The sequence below is a fragment of the Paraburkholderia strydomiana genome (genome assembly GCF_046030495.1).
Taxonomy (GTDB): Bacteria; Pseudomonadota; Gammaproteobacteria; order Burkholderiales; family Burkholderiaceae; genus Paraburkholderia; species Paraburkholderia strydomiana_A.
Genome location: NZ_JAQQCJ010000022.1, coordinates 44224 through 69620 on the forward strand (window position 1 = coordinate 44224; position 25397 = coordinate 69620).

General features: G+C 63.6%; 23 protein-coding genes. 10 read left to right on the forward strand and 13 right to left on the reverse strand.

Annotated elements, in window-relative coordinates; translation table 11 throughout:
- Window positions 1–15 precede the first annotated feature (15 nt).
- The 3 genes from PQQ53_RS25570 to PQQ53_RS25580 all read right to left on the reverse strand — a co-directional run bounded on the left by PQQ53_RS25570 (window position 16) and on the right by PQQ53_RS25580 (window position 3316).
- On the reverse strand, window positions 16–1158 hold the full coding sequence (locus PQQ53_RS25570; RefSeq protein WP_408327132.1) for a porin: 1143 nt from the start codon (window positions 1156–1158) through the stop codon (window positions 16–18).
- Between the two features lie 70 nt (window positions 1159–1228).
- Entirely contained in the window at window positions 1229–2476 is a 1248-nt protein-coding gene (mhpT, locus tag PQQ53_RS25575) for a 3-(3-hydroxy-phenyl)propionate transporter MhpT (RefSeq protein ID WP_408327135.1), read from the reverse strand.
- 339 nt (window positions 2477–2815) lie between these two features.
- Window positions 2816–3316 carry a MarR family winged helix-turn-helix transcriptional regulator gene (locus PQQ53_RS25580; RefSeq protein WP_408151775.1) on the reverse strand — a complete coding sequence of 167 codons (501 nt, stop codon included), beginning with the start codon at window positions 3314–3316 and terminating at the stop codon, window positions 2816–2818.
- A 137-nt stretch (window positions 3317–3453) separates the two neighbouring features.
- Here PQQ53_RS25580 and PQQ53_RS25585 point away from each other — a divergent pair, with 137 nt between their 5' ends.
- The 6 genes from PQQ53_RS25585 (at window position 3454) to PQQ53_RS25610 (ending at window position 10473) form a co-directional block, all read left to right on the forward strand.
- A complete protein-coding gene (locus PQQ53_RS25585) occupies window positions 3454–4281 on the forward strand; it encodes a p-hydroxycinnamoyl CoA hydratase/lyase (RefSeq protein ID WP_408147479.1) in 828 nt (275 codons plus the stop codon).
- Window positions 4282–4337: 56 nt separating this feature from the next.
- Window positions 4338–5789 (forward strand): aldehyde dehydrogenase, encoded by a 1452-nt coding sequence (locus PQQ53_RS25590; protein WP_408327136.1) that lies wholly within the window; start codon window positions 4338–4340, stop codon window positions 5787–5789.
- A 114-nt stretch (window positions 5790–5903) separates the two neighbouring features.
- Window positions 5904–7805 carry a feruloyl-CoA synthase gene (locus PQQ53_RS25595; RefSeq protein WP_408327138.1) on the forward strand — a complete coding sequence of 634 codons (1902 nt, stop codon included), beginning with the start codon at window positions 5904–5906 and terminating at the stop codon, window positions 7803–7805.
- A 41-nt stretch (window positions 7806–7846) separates the two neighbouring features.
- Window positions 7847–8731 (forward strand): amidohydrolase family protein, encoded by an 885-nt coding sequence (locus tag PQQ53_RS25600; RefSeq protein ID WP_408151777.1) that lies wholly within the window; start codon window positions 7847–7849, stop codon window positions 8729–8731.
- Window positions 8732–8925: 194 nt separating this feature from the next.
- Window positions 8926–9972 carry a phytoene/squalene synthase family protein gene (locus PQQ53_RS25605; RefSeq protein ID WP_408327141.1) on the forward strand — a complete coding sequence of 349 codons (1047 nt, stop codon included), beginning with the start codon at window positions 8926–8928 and terminating at the stop codon, window positions 9970–9972.
- Between the two features lie 252 nt (window positions 9973–10224).
- A complete protein-coding gene (locus PQQ53_RS25610; protein WP_408327143.1) occupies window positions 10225–10473 on the forward strand; it encodes a hypothetical protein in 249 nt (82 codons plus the stop codon).
- Between the two features lie 325 nt (window positions 10474–10798).
- On the opposite strand, the gene PQQ53_RS25615 is transcribed toward PQQ53_RS25610, so the two are convergent.
- The 7 genes from PQQ53_RS25615 to PQQ53_RS25645 all read right to left on the reverse strand — a co-directional run bounded on the left by PQQ53_RS25615 (window position 10799) and on the right by PQQ53_RS25645 (window position 17265).
- Complete coding sequence (locus PQQ53_RS25615) at window positions 10799–11116, reverse strand: DUF4148 domain-containing protein (RefSeq protein ID WP_408147491.1); 318 nt, start codon at window positions 11114–11116, stop codon at window positions 10799–10801.
- Window positions 11117–11403: 287 nt separating this feature from the next.
- On the reverse strand, window positions 11404–12096 hold the full coding sequence (locus PQQ53_RS25620; RefSeq protein ID WP_408147493.1) for a hypothetical protein: 693 nt from the start codon (window positions 12094–12096) through the stop codon (window positions 11404–11406).
- Complete coding sequence (locus tag PQQ53_RS25625; RefSeq protein WP_408327145.1) at window positions 12096–12578, reverse strand: glycoside hydrolase family 108 protein; 483 nt, start codon at window positions 12576–12578, stop codon at window positions 12096–12098. The genes PQQ53_RS25620 and PQQ53_RS25625 overlap by 1 nt, the downstream gene beginning before the upstream one ends.
- Before the next feature lie 53 nt (window positions 12579–12631).
- Window positions 12632–14101: a tetratricopeptide repeat protein gene (locus PQQ53_RS25630; RefSeq protein ID WP_408327232.1), complete on the reverse strand. Its 1470-nt coding sequence runs from the start codon at window positions 14099–14101 to the stop codon at window positions 12632–12634.
- Window positions 14102–14530: 429 nt separating this feature from the next.
- Complete coding sequence (locus tag PQQ53_RS25635; RefSeq protein WP_408327148.1) at window positions 14531–15394, reverse strand: ABC transporter permease; 864 nt, start codon at window positions 15392–15394, stop codon at window positions 14531–14533.
- A gap of 16 nt (window positions 15395–15410) precedes the next feature.
- Window positions 15411–16205, reverse strand: coding sequence for an ABC transporter ATP-binding protein (locus PQQ53_RS25640; protein WP_121323624.1), 795 nt, complete (start codon window positions 16203–16205; stop codon window positions 15411–15413).
- Window positions 16206–16245: 40 nt separating this feature from the next.
- The gene (locus PQQ53_RS25645; protein WP_408151780.1) at window positions 16246–17265 is read right to left on the reverse strand and encodes an ABC transporter substrate-binding protein; all 1020 of its coding nucleotides are present in this window, start codon (window positions 17263–17265) and stop codon (window positions 16246–16248) included.
- A 261-nt stretch (window positions 17266–17526) separates the two neighbouring features.
- On the opposite strand from PQQ53_RS25645, the gene PQQ53_RS25650 reads away from it, so the two are divergent.
- Complete coding sequence (locus PQQ53_RS25650; protein WP_408147505.1) at window positions 17527–18204, forward strand: response regulator; 678 nt, start codon at window positions 17527–17529, stop codon at window positions 18202–18204.
- Window positions 18194–19585, forward strand: coding sequence for a sensor histidine kinase (locus PQQ53_RS25655; RefSeq protein WP_408327151.1), 1392 nt, complete (start codon window positions 18194–18196; stop codon window positions 19583–19585). Before PQQ53_RS25650 ends, PQQ53_RS25655 begins: the two co-directional genes overlap by 11 nt.
- 69 nt (window positions 19586–19654) lie before the next feature.
- Here PQQ53_RS25655 and PQQ53_RS25660 read toward each other — a convergent pair whose 3' ends face one another.
- A complete protein-coding gene (locus PQQ53_RS25660; protein ID WP_408327235.1) occupies window positions 19655–20815 on the reverse strand; it encodes an iron-containing alcohol dehydrogenase in 1161 nt (386 codons plus the stop codon).
- Window positions 20815–21123 (reverse strand): putative quinol monooxygenase, encoded by a 309-nt coding sequence (locus PQQ53_RS25665; RefSeq protein WP_408147508.1) that lies wholly within the window; start codon window positions 21121–21123, stop codon window positions 20815–20817. The genes PQQ53_RS25660 and PQQ53_RS25665 overlap by 1 nt, the downstream gene beginning before the upstream one ends.
- A 435-nt stretch (window positions 21124–21558) precedes the next feature.
- Between PQQ53_RS25665 and PQQ53_RS25670 the strand changes: the two genes are divergently transcribed.
- Window positions 21559–22254, forward strand: a complete 696-nt coding sequence (locus PQQ53_RS25670) for an RNA polymerase factor sigma-70 (RefSeq protein ID WP_408327154.1) — start codon at window positions 21559–21561, stop codon at window positions 22252–22254.
- Window positions 22255–22431: 177 nt separating this feature from the next.
- On the opposite strand, the gene PQQ53_RS25675 is transcribed toward PQQ53_RS25670, so the two are convergent.
- Window positions 22432–23268 (reverse strand): DNA-binding transcriptional regulator, encoded by an 837-nt coding sequence (locus PQQ53_RS25675; protein ID WP_408327156.1) that lies wholly within the window; start codon window positions 23266–23268, stop codon window positions 22432–22434.
- Between the two features lie 247 nt (window positions 23269–23515).
- On the opposite strand from PQQ53_RS25675, the gene PQQ53_RS25680 reads away from it, so the two are divergent.
- Entirely contained in the window at window positions 23516–25396 is a 1881-nt protein-coding gene (locus tag PQQ53_RS25680) for a bifunctional 3-(3-hydroxy-phenyl)propionate/3-hydroxycinnamic acid hydroxylase (protein WP_408327159.1), read from the forward strand.
- Window position 25397: the final 1 nt, after the last annotated feature.

Below are 25397 nucleotides of genomic sequence, written 5' to 3' on the forward strand. Positions count from 1 at the left end.
TTCATGCGGGATCTCCTAGAACGAATGACGAATGCCGAGCATCACGCCGGTCTGGCCGGTGCCTGCGGAAGGGGTCGTGCCGCCGCCTCCGCCGCTGACCGAGTAGCGCGCCTTCGCGCTGTTGGCGAGATACGAGCCTTGCGCGTAGACGGCGGTGCGCTTCGACAGCAGATAGGTGGTGCGCAGCGTGCCCATCGTGGCACGCGTGTCGTGGTCGCTATTGGTGATGTGATAGACCTCGCCGTCGACGATGAAAGCGGGCGTCACGAAATACGATGCGGCGACGAAGAACAGATTCGAGCGCACATCGGCGAGCGCGGCGGACGCCGTGTCGACACGGCGATTCAGCCAGCCCACACCGAGCTTGGCCTTGCTGCCGAGGTTCGCGTAGGCGCTCACGTGCGTGCGGATGTCCTTGTCGGCCGCGTTGATCAGCGGAGTCGGCGCCACGCCGTCGAAAAAGTTTGCTGCTGCGGTGCTGCCGCCGCGCTGTTCTTCGTATGAAGCCGCGACGCCGAACAAGGGCGCGTCATACTTCAGCATGACTGACCATTCGCGGCATTCCGTGGCATGACCTGGAACCGAACCGGTGCAGGTGCCCTGGCCCGGCGAGTTGCCGGTGCCCGCGGCGTCGCGGCCGAACGAATAATTCGCGCCGAGCGTCACCCCCGCGTAGCTGCCGAGGTAGGTCATGGAGTTGTCGGCGCGCGCGTTCGGCACATATGCGTCGAGCGAGCCCAGCCCGTAGATGTCCGGTCCGATCAGGTCCGCGCCCATCAGCGCGAGATAGGTCATCGTGTACTGGCGCCCGAACGTGAGCGTGCCGTACGGGCTCTTGATGCCGACGAACGCCTGACGGCCGAACAGCCGCCCGCCCTGGCCGAGATCGCCGGCGCGCACGTTGAAGCCGCTTTCCAGCGTGAAGACCGCGCTATAGCCGCCGCCGAGGTCTTCGTTGCCGCGCAGTCCCCAGCGTGACGGAAACTCGCCGGTGACGGCCGGCATGCGGAATACGCTCTTGCCCGCTGCGTTCGCGTGCGAAACGTATTCGATGCCGGTGTCGACGATGCCGTACAGTGTCACGCTCGATTGCGCTGCGGCGGCGCCGCTGACCGCGCACAGGGCGCCGCAGAGTAGAAGGCGTGCGGATGCTTGCATGAAAGATGTCTCCAAACCGTTTGATTGAACGTACGTGTTGTTGTTGTCGGGTCTTCTTGCGGCGCTGCGCTCAGTCGTCGGCGCGCGGGCGGCGCAGCAGCAGCAAAGCGGCCGCGGCGGCGATCACCGTCACGGGAATGCTTGCGCCGATCACGGTCGACGAACTGCGCCCCATCGCCAGCAATTGACCGGCGGCCAGCGGCCCGACCACCGAGCCGACGCGGCCCACGGCCACCGCCGCGCCGACACCGGTGCCGCGCATCGCGGTCGGGTAGAACGCGGCGGACAGCGCGTACAACACCGATTGCCCGCCGATCACGAACATCCCCGCGAAGAACGCGGCGGCCGCAAGCGCACCGAAGCCGGGTGCCATCGAGAGCGCAGCGAGCGACGCGATGATGCCGACGTACATGCCCGCCACCACGACGCCCGAGCGCATCCGATCCATCAACATGCCGATGCACAGCGCGCCGATCCCGCCGCCCACGTTGAAGAAGATCTGCACATAGCCGACCTGCGCGCGCGACAGACCGCTTGCGGCCATCAGCGAAGGCAGCCAGTTGAGCAGGAAGTAGAGGACGATCAGCGTGCAGAAGTAGCTGACCCAGATCTGCACGGTGGAGAGTCCACGCGTGCCGCCGAACAGGATTTCGCCGACTGGCGCGGGCTTGATCCGTCCTTCGTGCGAGGCCTGGGTGAATGCCTTCGAATCCGCGAGAAACAGGAGCAGCAGCGGCACCAGCAGCAAAGGCCCCGCACCGCCCACATAGAAGATATGGCGCCACTCGGCGTCGCCCGCGCTCATCACGCCGATCACCGACGCAATCACGCCGCCGAACGGAATGCCGCAATACATCACGCTGACGGCGGTGCTGCGCGAACGCGGCTCGACCGCTTCCGACGACAAAGCAATCAGGTTCGGCAGCGCACCGCCGAGCCCGATGCCCGTCAGCACGCGCACGATCACCAGCGTGTGAAAGTCGCTGACCAGCGCGGTCATGATCGAGAGCAGGCCGAACAGGCACGCGGAAATCACCAGCACGCGCTTGCGGCCGATCCGGTCGGCGAGTCGTCCGCCGAACATGGCGCCCGGCAGCAAGCCGAACGTGCCGGCGCTGAACGCGAGGCCCATCTGTGCGACCGACAGGCCGAACTCGCGCGCCATGCGCGGTGCGGCCACGCCGACCGACTGCAGGTCGAGCCCTTCGAGCAGCGCAATCGCAAAACACAATCCGAGCGTGATCGCGGCGCCCGATCGGCCGGATGCCGCCGGGGCCGAAACGCCTTGCGTCGGAGCCAATGTTCCGGTTCTTTTCACGTTAGTGATCCTTATTAAAATGCGTGGTTTTCCGGTTTCGATGAAGTACGGCAGATGCCGGCCCGGCGCCAACGCGCGTGCAGGCCCGAGCCGTCCGGGTTGACGGACGGCCTCGGCAAAACGGTAGTCAGATCGGCATCAGGCGCGTGATGGGACGCCTCGCCACACCGCGGCGCGCGGCGCATCGGGTCGATGTCCGCGTGATGGCGCGTGTGCTACGCGGCAATGCGGCGTCTCTCCACACGCCGCATCGTGGTGTGGATTTAATATCAGGTAGGCTGATAAAACAAGTGCAAATCCTTCGGTGAAAACACCTAGCACTCTAGCGGCGCGGAGAATCTAGCCGCGCAGATTCCGAACGAAAGTTTCGAGGTGAGTCTGAAGCGCGCCGGCCGCGTCGAGCTCGATGCCTTCCATCATCTGTTTCTCGATGGCCTTGACGGCCAGTTCGCATTCGCGCAGCACGGCGCGCCCTTCGTCCGTCAATTGCAGCAGCACGATGCGACCGTGCGTCGGGTCCGGCTCGCGGCTGACCCAGTTGCGGCTCGCCATCGCGTTCATCACTTCGTTGGCCGATTGCGGCGTGATGAACGAGCGCTCGGCGACTTGCGCATTGGACGCCTGCCCCTTCGCCTCCAGCACGGAAAGCGCCGTGAATTGCGCGAGCGTAAGACCGAGCGGCGCGAGCGCTTCACTCATGCGGCGCCGCAGAATGCGATCCAGGCTGCCGATCACATAGGTCAGGCGCAGGCTTGAACGGCGGGTGCGTGCGGCGGTGGGTTCGGCGGCTGGCTTTTGATTTTTGCTCATGATGGACAGGAGGTTCGGTCTATCCCGCATCTTAGCGCGCCGGACCCCCGAAACCGTCGCTAGGGGTTTGCACCGAGCCCGCGAATTTCCGCTTTACATATCAGGCAACCTGATATTAAATGTGTCCATCAGGCCGCTACGCCGGTCGACATTCACGGAGAAAACAGATGAATTACGAAGGCCGTTGGAAAACCGTCAAGGTCGATGTTCTCGAGGGTATCGCATGGGTGACGTTGAACCGTCCCGAGAAGCGCAACGCGATGAGCCCGACGCTGAACAAGGAAATGATCGAGGTGCTGGAGGCGGTCGAGCTCGACGCCGAAGCGCAGGTTCTCGTGCTGAGCGGCGAGGGCGATGCGTGGACCGCCGGCATGGACCTGAAGGAATATTTCCGCGAGGTTGACGCGGGTCCGGAAATCCTGCAGGAAAAGATTCGCCGCGACGCGTCGCGCTGGCAATGGCAACTGCTGCGCATGTACTCGAAGCCGACCATCGCGATGGTCAACGGCTGGTGTTTCGGTGGCGGCTTCTCGCCGCTGGTGGCGTGCGATCTCGCCATCGCCGCGGACGAAGCGGTGTTCGGCCTCTCCGAAATCAACTGGGGCATTCCGCCGGGCAATCTGGTGAGCAAGGCGATGGCCGATACGGTCGGGCATCGTCAGGCGCTGTATTACATCATGACGGGCGAGACTTTCACGGGCCAGCAGGCGGCGCAAATGGGCCTCGTCAACAGCAGCGTGCCGCGCGCCGAATTGCGTGAAGCGACGCGCGCGCTTGCCGGCAAGCTGCTGGAGAAGAACCCGGTGGTGTTGCGCGCGGCCAAGCACGGCTTCAAGCGCAGCCGCGAATTGACGTGGGAGCAGAACGAAGATTACCTGTACGCCAAGCTCGACCAGGCGCAACTGCGCGATCCCGAGCATGGCCGCGAACAGGGCCTGAAGCAGTTCCTCGACGACAAGGCGATCAAGCCGGGCCTGCAGGCCTATAAACGCTGAGCGCTTGCGCAGCACCCCGGGTTCGAGCGAAACAGACAAGCGAGGAGACGACACCTATGCATGAAGTGACTTTGTTGATCGACGGCGAGAGCCGCGGCGCATCGGACGGCAAGACGTTCGAGCGGATCAATCCGGCGAGCGGCCAGGCCGCTTCGCGCGCGCCCGCCGCGACGCTGGCCGATGCGGACGCGGCGGTCGAAGCCGCAGCGCGTGCGTTCCCGGCATGGTCGGCGCTGGCGCCCACCGAGCGCCGCAAGCGGCTGCTCGCCGCAGCCGACCTGATGGACGCGCGTACCGCGCAGTTCATCGAAACCGGCGTGGCCGAAACCGGCGCGATGCCGAACTGGTACGGCTTCAACGTGATGCTCGCGGCGAACATGCTGCGCGAAGCCGCCGCCATGACCACGCAGATCGACGGCGATGTGATTCCATCCGACGTGCCCGGCAGCCTCGCGATGGCCGTGCGCCAGCCGTGCGGCGTGGTGCTCGGCATGGCGCCGTGGAACGCGCCGGTCATCCTCGGCACGCGGGCGCTCGCGATGCCGCTCGCTTGCGGCAACACGGTCGTGTTCAAGGCGTCCGAAGGCTGTCCGGGCGTGCATCGGCTGATTGGCAGCGTGTTGCACGAGGCCGGCCTCGGCGATGGCGTCGTGAACGTCGTCACGCATGCCGCTGAAGATGCGCCGGCTATCGTCGAACGCCTGATCGCGCATCCGGCGGTGCGGCGCGTCAACTTCACCGGCTCGACGCGCGTGGGGCGCATCGTCGCGCAACATGCGGCGCAGCATCTGAAACCGGCTTTGCTCGAACTGGGCGGTAAAGCACCCGTGGTCGTGCTCGACGACGCCGATCTCGATGCGGCCGTGGCCGGCATCGCGTTCGGTGCGTTCTTCAACCAGGGGCAAATCTGTATGTCGACGGAGAGGGTGATCGTCGATCGCAAGATTGCCGACGCGCTGGTAGAGAAGCTCGCGGCCAAAGCGCGTACCTTGAAGGCGGGCGACCCGGCAGACGCGGACTCGGTGCTCGGCGTGCTGGAAAGCGAGGCATCGGCGCGGCGCATCAAGGCGTTGATCGACGACGCATGCGGCAAGGGCGCGCAACTGCCGGTCGGCTGCACGGTCGAGGGTGCGGTGATGCAACCGGTGATCGTCGACGGCATCACGCCCGCCATGAAGCTGTATGCGGATGAGTCCTTCGGCCCGGTGGTCACGGTGCAGCGCGTGGACGGCGACGAAGAAGCGATTCGGGTTGCTAACGATAGCGAGTACGGCCTTTCGGCCGCCGTATTTAGCCGAGACGTGTCGCGCGCCTTGAACGTGGCGAAGCGGATCGAATCGGGCATCTGCCACATCAACGGCCCGACCGTGCACGACGAAGCGCAGATGCCGTTCGGCGGCGTGAAGAAGAGCGGCTATGGGCGCTTTGGCAGCAAGGCGTCGATTGCCGAGTTCACCGATCTGCGCTGGATCACGATTCAGACCGGACCGCGTCACTATCCGATCTGATCGTCCGCGCATCGCAGGTTGATCGACACAGTAGAGAAGGTTGCTCCGCCGCATCGGCGGAGCGCCCGATGCCGTCGCGAGACGGCGCGCAGGCACCTTTCCAGGAGACAGGCTTTGCATTCCGAGCCGACACAAACGAACACCGCCGGCGCGCCGACGCGGTACCGGGCGACGACGATCGGCGCTTCGTCGTTGCGCACGCGGCAGCAGGGAGATACGTGGTATCTGCAAGCGTCTGAAGCGCTCGGCGAGCATCCGCAGCGGTTGACGCAGCGGCTCGCGAGCGGCGCGCAGGCGCATCCCGAGCGCTGGCTGGCGGCGCGCCGCGGCAGCGACGGTCAATGGGTCGGCCTGAGCTATGCGCACGCGTTGCAAAGCGCACGCGCTATCGGCCAGGCGTTGCTGGCGCGCAATCTGTCCGCTGAACGTCCCGTCGCGATTCTGTCGGGCAATGATCTCGACCATTTGCAACTCGCGCTCGGCGCGATGTGGGCCGGCATTCCGTATGCGGCGATTTCTCCGGCCTATGCATTGGCATCCGGCGACTACGGCAAGCTGCGCCATACGATCGAGCTGCTGACGCCCGGCCTGGTTTTCGTGAGCGGCTATGACACGTTCGCCAAGGCGATCGACGCGGTTGTGCCGGCCGATGTCGAGGTCGTCGCCGCAACGTTGCCGCGCGAGTCGCAAAGCGGGCGCCAGGTGACGGCGTTCAGCGAACTGTTGCGCACCACGCCCTCCACGGTCGATACCGCTCACGCGGCGGTGAGCCCGGACGCGATCGCCAAGTTTCTGTTCACGTCGGGTTCGACCAAACTGCCGAAGGCGGTGCCGACCACGCACCGCATGCTGTGCAGCAACCAGCAGATGCTGCTCGAAACGTTTCCCGAGTTCGCCAAGGAGCCGCCGGTGCTGGTCGACTGGCTGCCCTGGAACCATACGTTCGGCGGCAGCCACAACGTGGGCATCGCGCTCTATAACGGCGGCACGCTTTATATCGACGACGGCAAGCCGGTCAACGGCAAGTTCGGCGACACGCTGCGCAATCTGCGCGACATCGCCCCGACCATCTACTTCAATGTGCCCAAAGGCTGGGAAGAACTGACGATCGCGCTGGAACAGGACGCGCAGTTGCGCGAGACGTTCTTCTCACGCGTGAAGGTGTATTTCTTCTCGGGCGCGGGGTTGTCGCAAGCGGCCTGGGACCGGCTTGAACGCGTCACCGAAAAGTACTGTGGCGAGCGCATTCGCATCATGGCCGGACTCGGGATGACGGAGACGTCGCCATCGTGCCTGTTCACCACCGGGCCCATCATGAGCGCGGGATACGTGGGCCTGCCCGCGCATGGCTGCGAGGTCAAGCTCGCGCCGGTCGGCGACAAGCTCGAAGCGCGTTATCGCGGCCCTCATGTGATGCCCGGTTACTGGCGCGCGAACGAAACGGAGCGGGCCAATGCGTTCGACGAGGAAGGCTATTTTTGCAGCGGTGACGCGGTGCGCTTTGTCGACGTCGCGCGGCCCGAGTTGGGGCTGCTGTTCGACGGGCGTGTCGCCGAGGATTTCAAGCTGAGTTCGGGCACCTTCGTCAGCGTCGGGCCGATGCGTGCGCGGGTCATTTCCGAAGGCGCGCCGTACGTGCAGGATGTGGTGGTCGCGGGCATGAATCGCGACGACGTCGGTTTGCTGGTGTTTCCGCGACTCGACGATTGCAGGCGCCTCGCGGGTCTGCCTGCCTCGACGAGCTCGCGCGAGGTGGTCGATGCGCCCGCCGTGCGGGCACACTTCGCGTCGTTGCTCGACACGCTCAATCGCGGCGCGACCGGCAGCGCAACCACCATCGCGCGCTTGCGGCTGATGGACGTCGTGCCTTCGCTCGACCTCGGCGAGATCACCGACAAGGGCTCGATCAATCAGCGCGCGGTATTGACTCATCGGGCCGCGCTCGTCGAGGCGATGTACGACACGGCGCAGCACGATCCCGCAGTGATCGTCGCGAGCGCGTGCGGCGCGCTGTAATGCGTGACGCCCGAACGCGGGCACCGACAGGCAACCTGTAGATGAACCTCGACCAACTCGTCGCAATCGACACGCACGTGCACGCGGAAGTCTCGTGCTGCCAGCCGCCGGATCTGTTCGGCAAGGAGTTCGACGATGCCGCCGACAAGTACTTCGGCACCGTGCTGAAGCTCGGCAGGCGGCCGACGATTCCCGAGACCATCGAACATTATCGCGAGCGCAAGATCGGCTTCGTGATGTTCACCGTCGACTGCGAAGCGAATCTCGGCCGACGGCGCATTCCGAACGAGGAGATCGCCGAGTTCGCGCAGAAGAACAGCGACATCATGATCGCCTTCGCGAGCATCGATCCGCACAAGGGCAAGATGGGCGTGCGGGAGGCGCGCACGCTGATCGAAGAATATGGCGTGCGCGGCTTCAAGTTCCACCCGACCATGCAGGCGTTTTTCGCCAACGACCGCCTGGCGTATCCGCTTTACGAACTGATCGCCGAGTACAAGCTCACGGCCGTTTTCCACAGCGGTCATTCCGGCATGGGGTCCGGCATGCGGGGCGGCGGCGGGTTGAGGCTGAAGTACTCGGAGCCGATTCATCTCGACGACGTCGCCGCGGATTTCCCCGATATGAATATCGTGATCGCGCATCCGTCGTGGCCGTGGCAGGAGCAGGCGTTGTCGATCGCATTGCATAAGCCCAATGTGTATATCGATCTGTCCGGCTGGTCGCCGAAGTACTTTTCGCCCGAATTGATCCGTCATGCCAACACGGTGCTGAAGCGGAAAATGCTGTTCGGCTCCGACTTCCCGCTGATTCAGCCTGACCGCTGGCTGGAGGATTTCAGGCAGGTCGGTTTCAGGGAGGAAGTGCAGCCGCTGATTCTCAAGCAGAACGCGATCGGGCTGCTGGGGCTGGGCGACCGGGCCTGAGGGGGAGTGGGGCCGATCGGCGGTCGATGTGAGGCAAGCGTGAAATGCTCGCGCATGGCAAAGGCGCGCGCCGTATACAATTCGGCTGCGCCTGACTTTTGCCGGTTTTTTTGCCGGTTTTTTTGCCGGTTTTTTGCCGGTTTTTTGCCCGCTTTTTTGCCCATTACCTGCCCCATACCGACCCTATCCGATCCATGCCGAATCCGACCCGGGCCTTCCTTCTCGGCCCGCTCCTGAAAGGCGTTTCACGCTCCTTCTATCTCACGCTGCGCGTGCTGCCCGCCGGCATGCGCGATCCGATCGGCCTCGCGTACCTGCTGGCGCGCGCGGCCGATACAATCGCCGACACCTCGCTGATCCCGCCCGAACAACGCCTCGCGCTGCTGCTGTCGCTGCGCGATCAGGTGAACGGCGCCACGGACGACGCAGCGCTGCTGCGACGCATGGCCGACGAAGTGGCGAGTCAGCAGATCCAGTCGGATGAAAAGGTTTTGCTCGAATCGCTCGGTCCCGCTCTCGACGTGTTGTCGCAATTGAGCGAAGCGGACCGTAAGGCCGTGCGCGAGATCGTCACGACGCTGACCGAGGGCATGGAGTTCGATCTACGCACCTTTCCCGACGAACGTTCCGGCCAGATCGCGGCGCTCTCGGGATACGACGATCTCGACCGCTATACGTATCTGGTGGCGGGGTGTGTCGGCGAGTTCTGGACCACGATGACCTATGCGCACATGCCGGGCACGCTGAAGGAGCAGCCCGGCACGATGGCGCACCGTGGTGTGCGCTTCGGCAAGGCGCTGCAAATGACCAACGTGCTGCGCGATTGCGGCAAGGACCTGCGGATCGGCCGCTGCTATCTGCCGCAGAGCATGCTCGACGAATACGGTCTCGCTGCGCGAGACCTGCTGGTGCCGGCCAATTCGCTGCGTGCGCGGCCGCTGCTGATCGAGCTTCTGCGCAAGACGCTCGATCATTTCCGTGAGGCTCTGGACTACACCCTGGCGATTCCGGCGTTTTCCGTGCGTTTGCGTCTCGCGTGTTTGTGGCCGATTCTGATCGGCCTCGAGACGCTGTTGCTGCTGGTCGATAACGACGCGTGGCTCGATCCGCAGAAGGTTTCCAAGGTGCGGCGCAATACGGTGTATCGGATCATCGCATCGTCGCTGCTACTGGTGCCGTCGAACGGACTGGTGCGCAAGGCGATCGAAAAACGCATCGGGCAGATCGAAGCGCAGCTGTAAATGCCGCTGAAGATGTTGCTGGATGAGCGGCCTTGCGCGGCATAGCCGCCAGTCGGGCAGGGCGCGAGGCAGGCTGGGAGCGCAGCGCCAGGTCAACTTTACTGCGCAAAGCCGGATGCCGTATCCCACATGCTAGTAACTCTGGTAGTACTACCCGATTTAATCTGCATCATTGAATAGCGATCAATCGGGAAACCCCTAGGACCGTGCGTCTCCGGTTCGCGTTAGTCTCTTCTAAAGAGGAGGCGACCCATGAGACAAGCGTTCAATATTGCCGTGGTGCTGTTGCTTGGATATCTGATGGCGGATAGGGCCTTGATGCGCGCGCAGGCGGGAGAGCTCGGGACCATCACGTGCCACCAGGGCGCGCAGCTGGTCAAATCGAACGCGTTGAAGAAGGGGTTTGGAGACATTGCAGCCAGCAGTCAGGGAGAAAACTTTCTGTCGAGCTGTCTGGTCACTGGCCGTGGTCAGGTGGGCGATCTCATCGCGCGCGATTGACGTGGTCGCCCGTGTTGCCATATTGACGAGGGCGCACCATCAGGGCGCCGAATAAAAAGCGGCGTGCCGAAAGCGCTGAAAAAGCGCCCAGACCGTGAAGGTCCGGGCGAAGTCACCGGGAGCCCGATGACGGAGGTAACGAATACAAAACTGGCCCGCGCTCGGGGATACCCGGCCGCGGGCCAGTTCATTTGAATCGGGGAGCGCGTCTCAACAACGCGCTGAGCGGCAGATCGACGCACGACGGCGTGGCACAACCGGTCAATCATGCCGCCGATCGGCTAACAGCCGTCTATCGGCTGCTTACTGTCCGCTTGATGGCGCCTTACTGGCCGAAGTAGATCGACTTCTGACCGTTGGCCGTCACAGCGTGGCCCGACTGCGAGGAGCCGCTCGACACACCGCCGAAGCCACTTGCCGCTGCTTGCGCGGTGCCGTTTTGCGCATCGACACGAGCTTGCGCGGCTTGAACGTCAGCCGGGTAGTGCGGGTCGGCGTGACCCGGTTGATAGCCGGCCTTTTCGAGTTGGACCAGTTCGGCGCGCACCTGGGCGCGGGTCACGGGCTGGTTGGACTGCGCAAACGAAGCAACAGGAGCGGCCAGCACAGTGGCGATAACAACAGCTTGAATGAGCGATTTCATGATGAACTACCTCCAGTTCGGATTTTGTCTTGCTGCGAACGTTCTTGTTCGTAGTCAGTGATTACATTGTAGTTTTGCGATCTGGACAGAGTAATCACCGCTTCAGGTATTGTTTGTTGCGAATTTTGAGACAAAAACGGGGAACTTCGTGGGGCGGTGCGGGCGCCGGAGTCCGGCGACGCCGTCATGCCACGGCATTCCACCGAAACTCACGCACAGTCAAACCCGCAAAGCACGCAGCGAGCTGCGATCTCCCCGCGTGCTTTGCCTCAGTGACGAACGGCTTATCAACTGCCCGAGAAAATCGGACCTTGTCCGCCCGGCGTGAATGGCTGGAGCACTTCGTGCGGCACCGGGGCCGGGCCGCCTTGCGCACGCGCGGCCGGTGTCGATGCCGGTTCGCGCAGTGTGAGCGCGCTATCCGGCGTGATGGGCACACTAGGCTTGGCGAGCAGTTCGGTTTTCCGCATCGACCCAACCGAGGTGCCGAAGTAGTAGCCGATGATGCTGATCCACGCAGTGCCCAACGCGCCGACGATCACGTTGACGAGGTCCTTGTTGCTCCCCGGTAACGGCTGGAACGCCATCAACATCAAAATGCCGAAGAAGCCCGTGGTGACCGCCATCGCGAGTACCTTCGGCACCCAGTCGCGATTGCTGGTCGCCATCGCGCGCGCATTGGCCCGATCGTCGGCTTCGATACGCGCCATGTCGGTTTCGTGCGCGAGTCTCGCCTGGGCCGCGGTCACGACTAGTTGCTGCAATTGCAGAGAGTTCGCACTCTCGGCCTGCCTGATCTTTTCGAGCGCGCTGGGATCGTTCAACGCCGGTTCGACGAAGGCCGGATCGCTCGGCGTGCCGAGCGCATGCGAAATGATCGCCGCGGCAGCCGTCACGCCCAGTCCGACCGGGCCGCCTACGAGCCCGGCGAGAAGCGGGGCGGTGCTGCCAATGTTCGACGCTACTTTTGACCAGTCCATCATGCTGCTCCCAGAAGAAGATTCGCGGCCATCCGTTCGGTCCAGCCACGGCTGAAGTGAGGCCACGTGTGAAGGTTGCGCAGGTAGCGCAGGCGATAGGCGGCGAAGCGCATGACGAACTTCATCGCGTCGGTGCTTTTGACCGCATTCAGGGTGCCCGGACCGAACTTGCCGTCTTCCTTCGCACCGGACGCTTTTTGCATCCACAACACCACGAGGCCGCCGTTGTAGTTCGCATCGAAGATCTGGAAGGCCACGCGCGGATCGAGTTCGTCGAGATGCAGCGGATCCCAGTACTTCTGCTTGGCAATTTCCTTCGCGGTTTCCAGCGGCAGATCTTTCATCGCGCCGTTGTAGCCCTGGCTGCGCGCGACGCGAGCAGTCACGCCCCACATCGTTTCGCCACCGGGATCGGCCGGATTGAAGCAGTAACCGCCTTCGTTTCCGATCAGAGCCCTGAATGCGTCTTCAAAGTTGTCCATCGACTTCTCCTCTTCAGCTGTATCTACGACAGGAACATGGGGTGCTTCTGCGGTTACGCTTCGGCGTTGGGTGGTACTTCAAGTGATGCTTGAAACGGAACTGCTGGGCGTGGATTCGAAACGGGTCGGGTGCGCGTATTGGGACTCGGCGCCCCCGGTGCGCTGCCGCCCTCTACTGCGTTGGCGAGTCGCGCCAGTTGCGTCTCGTGGGCGCTCAACGTACCCGCATCGCGTTCCAGCGCTTCTGCATATTTGCGCGAGGCGCCACGCAGATCACCCTTGTGATCGAGTGCCCGGCCCATTTCCGCGTAGGACGGCGCAAGGTCGGGGCGCAGCGAGATGGCGCGAGAGAGTTTGTCGATCGCTTCGTCGTATCGGCCGACCTTGTCGAGCGCTTCGCCCCAGTCGTGCAGATTGTCGACGGAACTCGGATTCATTTCGTCGGCCTGCCTGAACGCGTCGAGTGCTTCTTCGTTGCGATGGGCGCGCAACAGCACGTCGCCGAGAAGACGCAGATTTTCAGCCGTCTTCGATTTCTCCCTCGCGCCGGCACGCAATGCTTCGAGTGCGTCGTCGAGGCGTTCCTGCTGGGCGAGCGCACGGCCGAGACTCGCGTGCAGAATGGCCGAATGCTTGTAGACGGTCAGCGCTTCGCGGGTTTGCCGTTCCGCCTCTTCCGCTTTCGACTCTCCTTGATCGGTCAGCAACCACGCTTTGCCCGCGAGCGCCCATTCTCTTTGCTCAGGTGAGGGCAGGGTGAGTACCTTGTCGTAGATCGCGATGATCTCGTTGTAGCGGCACTCTTCCGGATGGCATCTGGTTTTCCGGACCTGCGAATAGAGATGACTGGCGAGGATATTCGGCTCTGCGAGGCGCATCGCTTCGACAGCGATCCCGCGCACGAAATCTTCCAGGTCACGTCCTTCGAACGGCACGATGCTTTCGCGGGAATTGAACGGGCCGCCTTCTATCTGCACGTGGGCAACGTACGAGTCGGCGCTTTCGTTGATTTTCGTGATGCCGACATGAACGACCACGTCCGTGCGCTTGATGACCCCTTTGATGAAGCGGACCGTCGACGCATACGACATATCCTGGCCAGGAAGCTGGATGTCGGGTTGGGAGTCGGTGTCGGTCATCGTGTCGTGAGGAATCGAATCGGCATCCTGAGCGATATCCCGCATGGAGGACATGATTCGCTCTGCGAGAAAGCTCGACGTGTAGCCGCGCTGTGAGAGTGATTGCGGTGTTTCGACGGGGGGCACCAGCAATTGCCGGTTAAGCACGCCACGTACGACGAGGCAGGAAAAGCCGATCGCAAGCACGATGAAGAACCACGGCAAGATGTACGGCCACACACGCTTCGGACCCCTGCCGATGAAGCCGACGGCGCGCCACCCGAGCGGCAGGAATCCGGCGAAACCGTGGGTTTGGCGACTATGGCGCCTCTGCGCGGCGCTGCCTGAACGGAATGGCCGGCTGCGCCAATTCATTGGCCGACGTGGACTCTGCATACTCGACATGACGTACCTCGTTTCAATGCGTTGTTGGTCACCGCGCGACTTGCCTGGGCGCAATAACGCATTGACCGTGCCATAGGGGCACCGGCCCTTGTGCGAGGGGCGTGTGGGGGTTAACGCAGAGGTCGAGAGCGGGAAAAGTGTTGTGCGCAAGCCAACGCATTCCGATGGGAAGTTGGCCGGCAGAGGACATTGCGTGGGACGAAGGCCACGGCAGACAGAAAGGCGCGTGATCCGGGAAGAACGGCTGCGAGACACGCCGCTTTCGCTTCCTGAACTGAGAACGAAGCAAGTAGGGCGTTATTCAAGCGACGCAGCGCGTCGTCGCTTCATTGCTCGCTTTCTCGCGGCAGAAAGAAAAATGCCGTTCAGTCCCGGACTGAACGGCAAGATACTCCGAGGCCATGTGCTACACGGCCGCATCCGTTTCGCTCAAACCGCAGCGGGACGCCATTTCAACAGACGCCGCTCGATTGCGGTCAACAGATAGTCGGCCGCCAGCGCGACCACGGCCAGCACGATCATCGCCGCGAACACGCCGCTCGCATTGAATGCGCCCTGCGCCGTGGAGATCAACAGACCGATACCCTGCTTCGACCCGAGAAACTCGCCAACCACCGCGCCGACCAGCGCAAAGCCGAAGCTCACGTGCAAGCTGGCGAGAATCCAGCTCAGCGCCGACGGAATCACCACCGACGTCGTCACCTGGCGACGCGACGCGCCGAGAATCTGTGCATTCGCGATCATGTAGCGATCGGCTTCACGCACGCCCTGGAAAGCATTGGCGAACACGACGAAGAACACCATCACCACCGCCAGCGCCACCTTCGACGCCATCCCGAGGCCCAACGCAATCACGAACACCGAGCCGAGCACCACGCGCGGAATCGAGTTGGCGATCTTGATGTAGAGGCTGAACACGTCGGAGAGCAGTTTGTTGCGGCCGAGCACGATGCCGCAGAAGATGCCCGCCACCGAGCCGATGATGAAGCCGAGCCCGGTTTCTTCGAGCGTGACCCACACCTGGGTCAGCAACGGACCTTGCGACGTACCGTTCACGAACCAGTCGACGATCTGATCGAAAATGGCGGTGGGCATCGAGAAGAAGAACGGGTCGATCCACTTCAGGCGCGCGGACAGTTCCCATCCGCCGAGCACGACCACGAGCACGAGTACGCGCATCGTGATCACCAGCGCATGACGTTGCCGGATGCGTTTTTGCGCGACGCGTTCGACATGCGCGAGCGACGCGGCGTCGATGCCCGAGGGCATCATCTGTTGAGAGGTAGTAGACATGTGTGCCGTTCCTTGATTATCCGATCTGCACTTCTTCGCGCAGGTCATGCCAGATGTCGCGCGAGATTTCGATGAAACGCGGGTCGTAGCGAACCTCCGAGGTGACACGCGGACGCGGCAAATCAATTTCGTACACCTTCTTCAGCGTCGCGGGGCGCGCGGTCAGCACGAACACGCGGTCGGCGAGCGCAATCGCTTCTTCCAGATCGTGCGTAACGAACACCACCGAGCCGGCACCGCCCCACAATTGCAGCAGTTCGTCCTGCATCAACGTGCGCGTTTGCATGTCGAGCGCCGAGAAGGGCTCGTCCATCAGCAGGATTTCGGGCTTGTTGATGAAGGTCTGCGCGAGCGCGACGCGCTTGCGCATGCCGCCCGACAGTTGATGCGGATAGTGCTTGCCGAACTTGTCGAGGCCCACGCGGCGCAGCCATTCGTTGGCCTCGTCGTACGCGGCCGACTTCGAGCGGCCGCGATACAGCGGACCGGCGGCCACGTTGTCGAGCACCGTGCGCCACGGGAACACGGCGTCGGCCTGGAACACGAAGCCGATGCGCGGGTCGATGCCGTCCACCGGCGCGCCCATCACGCGCACTTCGCCGGTGGTGGGCTTCAGCAAGCCGGTAATCATGCTGAGCGTGGTGGACTTGCCGCAACCCGTCGGGCCGACCACCGCGACGAATTCGCCGCGCGCCACCGACATGCTGAAGTCGCGCAACGCGACCGTCGCCTTGCCATCCGGCGAAATGAAACGGCACGACACGTTGCGCATTTCGATCGCTGGCGTATCGCGTGACATAGGTTGATTCATCGGCTGGTGCCTCGCAGTGCTCGTGATGTTGAAAAAGGCCTTACTTCGCCGCGGTCTTGACCGGCGCCGACAGGTAGTCGTTGCTGTAGGTCCTGGCGAGATCGATGTGCTTACCCTTCACCGAAGGATTGAATGCGGACAGCACCTTCAGCACGGTATCCGGGCCGTCGGCGGGCATCTTGCCGTCCTTCGTGAACATCGGCAGCGATGCCTTCAGCGCGCCGACGTACAGGTCCTTGTTGTTGCCGTAGTAGTCCTTCGGCATCTTCGCGGCGATCTCTTCGGCGCTGTGCGTCGAAATGAAGTTCAGCGTTCTGGCGAAAGCGTGCGAGAGTTTCGCCGCATCGTCCTTGTGCGACTCGGCCCATGCGCGCTGCACGTAGAAGCTCGAAGCCGGATACGTGCCGCCGAGCGCGGCGCGTGTGCCTTCCAGCGTGCGCATGTCGACCAGCACCTTGGCGTCGCCGGTCTTCAGAAGTTGCGAAACGGTCGGCTCGGTCGTCATGCCGGCGTCGATACGGCTTTGCTTGATGGCCGCGATGAAGCTGTTGTCCGCGCCGACCGGCAGCAGCGTGTATTGCGTGGACGGCACGCCCGCACGTTGCGCGAGGTATTGCGTGAGGAAGCTCGTCGACGAGCCCAGGCCGGTCACGCCGAGGGTCTTGCCCTTCGCGTCGCCCATGCTTTTGAACGTGCCGGCCGCTTTGGTGGACACCATTTCCACTTCGCCCGGCACCTGGCCAAAGATCACCAACGCCTGAACTTCCTTGCCCTTGCTTTGCAGATCGATCGTGTGATCGTAGAAGCCCACCACGCCTTGCACCGCGCCCGCGAGCAGTTCGTTTTCCGCGTCGACGCCCGCCGGTTGCGAGAGGATCTCGACGTCGAGACCTTCGTCCTTGAAGTAGCCGAGCTGTTCGGTGAGCTTGGCCGGCAGATAGATGATCTTGGTGGCGCCGCCGACCATGATCGTGAGTTTTTCGGCGTGTGCGGCAGCCGAAGCGGCGGCAAGGGTAAACGCAACACCTGACACAGCGGCAATCTGGCGCAAGGTACGCATGAAGCAGTCTCCTTAGGTTTGGTCGCCGCGGGTATGGCACGCGGCGCTTTCTGGGTGAATGACGGCGATTATAGAAATCCGAAACCTTCTGGTAGCTTTCTGAGGCCTGGACAAAGCATGGGTGTTAACCCCGTACTGCGCGAAAACCCCAGTGCGGTCCGGCGCGCCAGCGCGCGTCCGGTATGCTGCGGATCAAACGGGGCGCGCGCAAAGCCTTTGTTTTACGGCACAATCGACGGCCTGACTTTTGCCGTCCCTGCCATGAAGCTGCTGCTCATCGAAGACAATCCCACGCTCGCGCACTGGCTCGCAAAAATGCTGGAGCAGGAGGCGTTCGCGCTCGACGCCGTGCAGGATGGCGACGCGGCCGACCAGCTACTGCGCACCAATCATTACGACGTGATCCTGCTCGACCTGAATCTGCCGAAGCTGTCGGGCAAAAACGTGCTGCGCCGCTTGCGTCAACGCGGCGACGCGACGCCGGTGCTGATTCTGACCGCGAGCGGTTCGATCGACGAAAAGGTGGAACTGCTTGGCGCCGGCGCGGACGATTATCTCGTCAAGCCATTCGAAGTGCGCGAGCTGATCGCGCGGATCAAGGTGGCGATCCGCCGTCAGTCGCCGTCGAGGGCGAGCGAGGTGGCGTGCGGCGATCTCGCGTTCGATATCGACACCCGCCAGTTCACGTTGAAGGGCGCACCGCTGAACGTCACACCGCGCGAGCGCTCGGTACTCGAAGCGTTGATCCTGCGCCTCGGCAAAACAGTGACCAAGCCCGCGCTGGTCGACGCGATCTTCACGCTCGCCGACGAACCGAGCGAGGACGCGGTCGAAATCTACATCTCACGTTTGCGCAAGAAACTCGACGGCAGCTCGGCGGCGATCGTCACGCTGCGCGGGCTCGGCTATCTGCTGCGTAAGAAAGACGATGACCAATAGCCTGCGGGTACGTCTGTTGTGGTGGCTGCTGGTGCCGCTCGCTCTCTATGTGTTCGTCACCGGCAAGGCCGAATACGACAACGCGCGGCGCACGGCCGATCTCGTGCAGGACAATCAGTTGATCTCGTCGGCGCGCATGATCGCCGGCGAAGTGGAGTGGGTGGATGGCTTCCTGCGCGTCGACGTGCCGCCCGCCGCGCTCGAAGTATTCGCGTCGCCCTATCGCGATCAGGTGTTCTACAGCGTGCGCGTCGACGATGGGCGGCTACTCGCCGGCACGCCGGATTTTCCGCCGCGTCCGCTGCGGGCGGCCGACACGCCCGACCATTACGACACCGAGCTGCGAGGCCAGCCGGTGCGTGCGGTCGGGCTCGTGCGTCTCATGTACGACAATGGCGCGACGCGCCGCGTGCGAGTCACGGTGGGCAAAACCGTGCGTTCTCGCGACGCCATGGCTCAGCAATTGTGGCAGCCGCAACTCGTGCGGCAGATCGCGATGATCGCGCTCGCGGTGGCGCTGGTGTGCATCGGACTGACGTTCGAATTGCGGCCGCTGATGAAAGTCAAAGAGGATGTCACCGACCGCGATCCCATGCAGCTCGAACCGATTCGCGTCGAACGGCTGCACACCGAGTTGCGCCCGATCGTCGAAGCGATCAATCAATGCATCGCGCGGCTCGGTGTACAGGTGGCGGCGCAACGACGTTTCATCGCCGACGCCGCGCATCAGTTGCGCACGCCGCTTACGCTGCTTGGCACGCAGTTGCAGTTCGCGCGGCAGCAGGACGGCATTCATCCCGCGCTCGACGAAGCGCTTGCCGCGATGCATCGGAGCAATCGTTCGATGGTCGCGCTCACCAACAAGCTGCTGTTACTGGCACAGGCCGAAGCCACCGACAACACGCAGCTCGCGACGGAAACCGTGGACCTGGTGCCGCTTGCGATGGAAGTCGTCGAAGATCTCGCCCTGCTCGCGCAGGCACGAGAGATCGATCTGGGCGCCGAGCTAAGGGGCATCGCGCCGGTGACCGGGCATCGGGGTCTGCTTCAGGCGCTGATCGCGAATCTCGCGGAAAACGCGATTCGCTATACCGGCAGCGGCGGCCACGTCACGGTTGCCGTTAGCGCCGGCGCCGATACGGTCACCGTGAGTGTGCTCGACGATGGTCCCGGCATTCCGGCCGAGTCGCGCAGCCGCGTGTTCGAACCTTTCTTCCGGGCGTCGCCGGATACCGAGGGTACCGGCCTGGGTCTCGCAATCGTGCGTGAAATTGCCGATACGCATCACGGCGAGATAGCACTCAAGCCAGGGGGCGGCGGCAAGGGCGTGCACATCAGCGTGTCGTTCCCGCGCGCGGCTATGCAGCTTCGTGATCGATAGGGTATCCGAAGCAAACCGGCTGTCTGAATCAACTTCTCGACAGCTCGGCTTCACCCCCTGGTGCCACCCTTAAAACGCCGCGACATAAATCCCCAACGCATCGCTCTCGCTAACCGGCCGCGGATTGTTCACCAGCAACCGCGTCTGCAACATCGCATCGCTTGCCATCCGTTCGAGCCCGTCGCGTGCAATGCCGACATCGCGCAGCCGCGCCGGAATCGCGGTTGCGGCGATCATCTGCTCGAGCCGTTCGATCAGCGCCTGAGTCTTGCTCGCGTCGCCGCCGGTCGCCTCCGGCACGATCACATCCGCGAGTTCCGCGTACAGATGAGCCGCCGCCCCGGCGTTGAAGCGCAACACGTGCGGCAGCACGAGCGCATTCGAAAGGCCATGCGGCACGTGATAAATGCCGCCGATCGGATACGCGAGCGCATGCACCGCCGCCACCGGCGCATTGGCGAACGCCTGCCCCGCGAAGGTCGCGCCGAGCAGCATCGCTTCGCGAGCCCCGCGGTTCTGGCCGTTTTCGCAGGCGGGCAAGAGGCTGCGCGACAGCAGTTCGAGGGCCTTCACCGCGAGCATGTCGGAAACGGGATTCTTCAGATGCGCGGACGTGTACGCCTCGATCGCATGAACCATCGCGTCGATGCCGGTTGCCGCGGTCGCGGCCACGGGCAGGCCGAGCGTGAGCTCCGCATCGAGGATCGCGAGGTCGGCGATCAGTTGTGGCGCGACCACGCCCATTTTCTTCGCTTCCCCCACCGTCACGATCGACACGGCCGTCACTTCGGAACCGGTGCCGGCAGTGGTCGGCATCTGCACGAGCGGCAAGCGCGCGACGCTCACCTTGTTCACGCCATACATCTCGCCGAGCGCCTGCTCCTGCTGCGGCGCGAGCACCGCGATCAGCTTCGCGACGTCCATCGACGATCCGCCGCCGAGCCCCAGCACGATTTCCGCGCCGGCTTGCCGCGCGCGCGACGTCGCTTCGAGCACGATATGTTCGGGCGGATCGGCGATCACGTCGTCGATCACGGTGGCGTTCCAGCCATGCGCCGCGAGATCGGCGAGCGCGGGATTCAGCAGGCCGCTCGTGTGCAGAAAACCATCGGTGACGACACACAAGCGCGTGAGCGCCGGAAATTGCGCGCGCAGCAACGCGCCGAGGCGACGCGCGGCGCCGAACTCCACGACCAGCGTCGGCACCGTTTGGAATTTGAATGCGCTCATCATGCTGTATCTCCGGATACCAGATGGCTCGACACTTCGCGCCGCTCGAGCAGCGGAATGATGATGCCGACGCCGATGCGCTGAAAGTGCTCGGTCTCACGGTGCACGGCGAGACCATCGGCGTGGCTGTACTGCTCCATGATCACGAAGTGGTCGGGATCGAGCGGCGAGCGGAAGAATTCGTAGTACAGGTTGGCGGGCTCGGCTCGGGTTGCCGCGGCAAGCTCCGTGAGGGGCTTCACCAGCGCGTCGCCGTTGCCGGGTTTGGCAAAGTAATGCGCGATCACCTGCAGGTAAACATCAGCCATCGATCACTCCATCAAGACGGGTATGTCAACGTTTCCGCATTCGGAATCGGGATCTCATCATTCGCTGTCGTCGCTCGGGAACGCCGGCCTTTTGCGGAGGAGGCCCGGCGTGACGATCGCGGCGAAAATCTTGCGCGGGCCGCGGCGAGCATCGACACGGACATCAGTTGTACCAGATTAGGACCGCTTTGCCCGCATGCCTTCACGCTGCATAACGCGGGCGGCGTGTGAGGTGCGATTCAGTCAAGGATTGACGTTCCCACGTGATGACGCTTCGATCCGGAGTGGCACGCCCAAGCATGGGCGGGTACCCCGCATCGGCGATGAATCCTCTGGTCAACCCGTCCGACGAGTAAGGTTAATCTCGCGTTTGTTGAGAATGATTCGCGTTTACGTTAAATTGTTGCGCTGACCTTTGCGAAAACGGAGCGAATCATGTCCGAGGTGCTCGTCCGGCAGGCGCCTTCAACAGCAATGCCGATGCCGATGCCGATGCCAATGCCGATGCCGGTGCTCAATGCCGTCGCCGCCTGTGCGCCCGTCGTGCGACGCTCGCGCGGCCTTGAGCGCGCTATCGATTGGGAGAAGGGCACGCTGCTCGACGTGCTGGTCGCGAACCGGCCGATGCTCGTCGAGCTAGCGCATGGCATCGTGGGTTGCACCAGTCTTGCAGAGGACGTGGTGCACGACGTCTTCATCAAGCTCGTCGACTTCCGGGATCAGAACGCCGTGCGTCAACCGGTGGCCTACGTCACGCGCATGGTGCGCAACGCGTCGATCGACGTCACTCGCCGCCAGAGCGTGGAAGACACCTATCACGACGATGCGGACGACGCGCTGCTCGTGCCGTCGCCGGCGCCTTCGCCCGAAGCGGCGCTGCTCGTGCGCGACACGCTGCGTCACGTGTATCACGCGCTCGAACAATTGCCGCCGCGCAGTCGCGCCGCATTCGAAATGGTGCGGGTACGTGAAGAAACGCTGCAAAGCACGGCGCGCGCGCTCGACGTTTCGCAGTCGCAGGTGCATTGCCTCGTGCGCGACGCCGAGAAGCATTGCGCCGCTTGCATCGACGGGGGCAATCGCAGCGCGGCGGGTTCGGCGTATTGCAGCGGCCGTGCGCGCCGTCGATAGGCACGCGGCTATCGAACGACGGCGGGATCGAGGCGCGGTGCGCGAGCGAAATGTCGCGCTGTTGCCCGCTATACCGGCGAGCACCAGGTCGTGCTTCGCGCCAGTTCATTTGCTGGCCGAACCGTCAGCTACCAGCCGCGCCACCGTTCCACCACTGCGCAACTCGCTCATCACCTCTCACGAACGCCGCTCACGTCCCCCGCGCGGCCTGGCTTTGCCACCCGAGGACACCTGCGCTTCCAACCCTTCGATCATTTCACGCGCAGCCGTTTGAAGCTCGGGCACGAACCGCCGCTTCGCTTCCGCGAGCGTGACGGCGCGCGAAAGAAACACCACGTTCAGACTCGCCAGCACGCGCTGCTCCGACACGATCGCGACGGCCACTGCGCCGATCTTGCTTTGCGCGGACCAGTCGCCGTGATTGGAGCCAAACCCGTCCGCGCGCACACGCCGCACGAGACTGCGAATGAGCGCGTCGTTGGACGCCAGCGCTTTTTGCTCTTCGCCGCCCGCGCCTGAGCGTAGCAAGTCGAGAATGTCCTCGCGCTCGCCGTCGGGACACATCGCAAAGTACGCGCGCCCTGCCGCCGTCAACAGAATGGGCAGACGGCGGCCGACCATCGCGCGGTGAAACGACAGCGTGCTGAACCGGTGGGTCGTCTCGCGGATGATCATCGCGTCGCCATCGGGCGTCGTCAGATCCGAGGGCCATGCGACGCGCTGGAGCAGCCGTCCCATGATCGGCGGCGCGATCGTCGCGATTCGTTCGTCGTCCGTAAAACCCTCGCTCAATGCGCGCACTTTCAACGTCAACCGGAAACTGTCGTCCGACGCGCTGCGTCGCACGAAGCCTTCTTCCATCAGCGTTTCCAGCAGCCGCCGTGCGGTGGTGCGATGCAGGCCGGTCAGCTCGCTGATCTGCTGGCTCGTGGCGCGGCCGCTGTCCAGCGAATTGAGCGCCTGCAAGACCTGCAGCCCACGCGAGAGACCTCTCACACTGGTGTATTTGGTCACCTAAAACCTCAATGAATTCAACTATGTGCATTCTATGCACAATTTGCACAATTTGTTGAGCGAGTAGGTGGCCGGTCCTAGACTGCGAACAAATCAAAACGATTCATGGAGACGCAAGCAGTTGTCCGTGCGCGAGTTTTTCGCTGCGGCCGAAGGCGTTACCCGCTCGCCGCGCTCCTGATCATTTCGACCCGGTTCGTTATCTGAAGCGAAGGCGGTTTGCGCCGCGCGCGAGAAAGGAGACAGCATGCCCCCACCTTTTGATCCGGTGGCCGCCCACGGTCACACCGAGACCCTGCACGCCGACGTGGCGATTATCGGCGCCGGCCCGGTTGGTCTGATGATCGCCAACTATCTCGGCTTGCAGGGCGTGCGCGTCGTGCTGCTGGAAAAGCTCGAACAGATCATCGATTATCCGCGCGCCATCGGTCTGGACGACGAAGCGCTGCGCGTATTCCAATCTGTCGGCCTTACCGACGCGTTGTTGCCCCACACCACGCCCGATCACTGGATGCGTTTCGTCACGCGCACAGGCCATTGCTTCGCGTCGATCGAACCGCGCACCGACGAATTCGGCTGGTCGCGCCGCAACGCTTTCATCCAACCGCTCGCGGACCGTGTGCTGTTCGAAGGCTTGCGCCGCTTTGCGCATGTCGAGGTGCTGTTCGGCAACAGCGTCGGCGCATTCACGCAGGATCCGAGCGGCGTCACGATCGAGACGGAAGACGCGAGAGGCGGACGCCGCACGATTCGCGCGTCGTACATGGTCGGCGCCGATGGCGGCAACAGCTTCGTGCGGCGCGCGCTCGACGTGCCGTTCGAAGGAAGGACCAAGCCGAATCAATGGATCGTCGTCGATGTGCGTAATGATCCGATCGGCTCGCCGCATGTCTACATGCATTGCGATCCGCAGCGGCCCTATGTGTCGGCTGCGCTGCCGCACGGCATCCGCCGCTTCGAATTCATGGTGATGCCGGGCGAGACCGAAGAAGAACTGTCGAAGCCGGAGAACATGGCGGCGTTGATCCGCAAGGTCGTCGCCGATCCGGAGAAGGTCGACTACATCCGCAAGCGCGTCTATACGCACAATGCGCGGCTTGCCAGCCGTTTCCGCGTCGAACGCGTGTTATTGGCGGGCGACGCCGCGCACATCATGCCGGTGTGGCAAGGCCAGGGCTACAACAGCGGCATTCGCGACGCGAGCAATCTTGGCTGGAAACTCGCGATGGTGGTCAAGGGTCTCGCCGGCGACGCGCTGCTCGACACCTACACCGCCGAACGCCGCGCGCATGCCCGCTCGATGATCCATCTCTCGGAAGTGGCCGGCGACATCTTCGCGCCGACGAGCCGCTTCGGCATCAGGTTCCGCGACGCGTTCGTGCGCACGTTCAACCTGTTTCCCGCGGTCAAACGCTATTTCGTCGAAATGCGTTTCAAGCCGATGCCGCGCTATGAAACGGGCGTGGTGCTGCTCGCACGCAGCGAACGCAAGCATGGTTGGCTCGCTCGCGTGCTGGAGCGCTCAGGCCATTCGGCGCCGGGACGTTTGCTCGGGCTGATGAGCGAGAAGCGCGAGTCGCGCCTCGGTCGCCTCGTGTATGGCCGCGATCCGCACTGTCAATCGCCGGTGGGCCGCATGTTCATTCAGCCGCGCGTGCGCACGGTGGCGGGCGATGTCGTGCGGCTGGACGATGCGCTCGGCAACCGCTTCGCGATCCTCGGCTGGGGCGCCGATCCGACCTTCGGCCTGTCGCCTGCGGCACGCGAAATCTGGCGGCGCCTGGGCGGCTGTTTCGTGGTCGCGAAGCCCGATACACAACTCGCGTTTCAGGACGACGTGCCCGCCGACGTGATCGCGATCGGCGACGTGAATGGCCGGCTGAAAGACTGGTTCTCGCGTGTGCCGGAGTCCGTCGTGTTGCTGCGCCCGGACCGTTTCGTCGCAGGCATGTGTACGCCGCAGCAGGTCTCGTCGTACATCGTCGAGCTTGCCGCGAAGCTCAATCTCAATGCGGCCGCGCCGCGCAGCGCCGATGTCGGCGGCGCTGCGGTCGCTGGCGAACCGGTCATGGCGCGCGGCAACGTCGCGCACGCCGCTGCAGTCGCCGCTGTTGCAACCGGAGCCTGAT

What these genes read in the sequence shown, in the direction of transcription:
- PQQ53_RS25655 (WP_408327151.1), top strand. Translation starts at nt 18,194, where the DNA reads ATGACCAATAGCCTGCGGGTACGTCTGTTGTGGTGGCTGCTGGTGCCG.
- PQQ53_RS25605 (WP_408327141.1), top strand. Translation starts at nt 8,926, where the DNA reads ATGCCGAATCCGACCCGGGCCTTCCTTCTCGGCCCGCTCCTGAAAGGC.
- PQQ53_RS25615 (WP_408147491.1), bottom strand. Translation starts at nt 11,116, where the DNA reads ATGAAATCGCTCATTCAAGCTGTTGTTATCGCCACTGTGCTGGCCGCT.
- PQQ53_RS25620 (WP_408147493.1), bottom strand. Translation starts at nt 12,096, where the DNA reads ATGGACTGGTCAAAAGTAGCGTCGAACATTGGCAGCACCGCCCCGCTT.
- PQQ53_RS25635 (WP_408327148.1), bottom strand. Translation starts at nt 15,394, where the DNA reads ATGTCTACTACCTCTCAACAGATGATGCCCTCGGGCATCGACGCCGCG.
- PQQ53_RS25670 (WP_408327154.1), top strand. Translation starts at nt 21,559, where the DNA reads ATGTCCGAGGTGCTCGTCCGGCAGGCGCCTTCAACAGCAATGCCGATG.
- PQQ53_RS25660 (WP_408327235.1), bottom strand. Translation starts at nt 20,815, where the DNA reads ATGAGCGCATTCAAATTCCAAACGGTGCCGACGCTGGTCGTGGAGTTC.
- PQQ53_RS25580 (WP_408151775.1), bottom strand. Translation starts at nt 3,316, where the DNA reads ATGCGGGATAGACCGAACCTCCTGTCCATCATGAGCAAAAATCAAAAG.
- PQQ53_RS25610 (WP_408327143.1), top strand. Translation starts at nt 10,225, where the DNA reads ATGAGACAAGCGTTCAATATTGCCGTGGTGCTGTTGCTTGGATATCTG.
- PQQ53_RS25590 (WP_408327136.1), top strand. Translation starts at nt 4,338, where the DNA reads ATGCATGAAGTGACTTTGTTGATCGACGGCGAGAGCCGCGGCGCATCG.
- PQQ53_RS25640 (WP_121323624.1), bottom strand. Translation starts at nt 16,205, where the DNA reads ATGAATCAACCTATGTCACGCGATACGCCAGCGATCGAAATGCGCAAC.
- PQQ53_RS25680 (WP_408327159.1), top strand. Translation starts at nt 23,516, where the DNA reads ATGCCCCCACCTTTTGATCCGGTGGCCGCCCACGGTCACACCGAGACC.
- PQQ53_RS25600 (WP_408151777.1), top strand. Translation starts at nt 7,847, where the DNA reads ATGAACCTCGACCAACTCGTCGCAATCGACACGCACGTGCACGCGGAA.
- PQQ53_RS25570 (WP_408327132.1), bottom strand. Translation starts at nt 1,158, where the DNA reads ATGCAAGCATCCGCACGCCTTCTACTCTGCGGCGCCCTGTGCGCGGTC.
- PQQ53_RS25650 (WP_408147505.1), top strand. Translation starts at nt 17,527, where the DNA reads ATGAAGCTGCTGCTCATCGAAGACAATCCCACGCTCGCGCACTGGCTC.
- PQQ53_RS25625 (WP_408327145.1), bottom strand. Translation starts at nt 12,578, where the DNA reads ATGGACAACTTTGAAGACGCATTCAGGGCTCTGATCGGAAACGAAGGC.
- PQQ53_RS25645 (WP_408151780.1), bottom strand. Translation starts at nt 17,265, where the DNA reads ATGCGTACCTTGCGCCAGATTGCCGCTGTGTCAGGTGTTGCGTTTACC.
- PQQ53_RS25630 (WP_408327232.1), bottom strand. Translation starts at nt 14,101, where the DNA reads ATGTCGAGTATGCAGAGTCCACGTCGGCCAATGAATTGGCGCAGCCGG.
- PQQ53_RS25585 (WP_408147479.1), top strand. Translation starts at nt 3,454, where the DNA reads ATGAATTACGAAGGCCGTTGGAAAACCGTCAAGGTCGATGTTCTCGAG.
- PQQ53_RS25665 (WP_408147508.1), bottom strand. Translation starts at nt 21,123, where the DNA reads ATGGCTGATGTTTACCTGCAGGTGATCGCGCATTACTTTGCCAAACCC.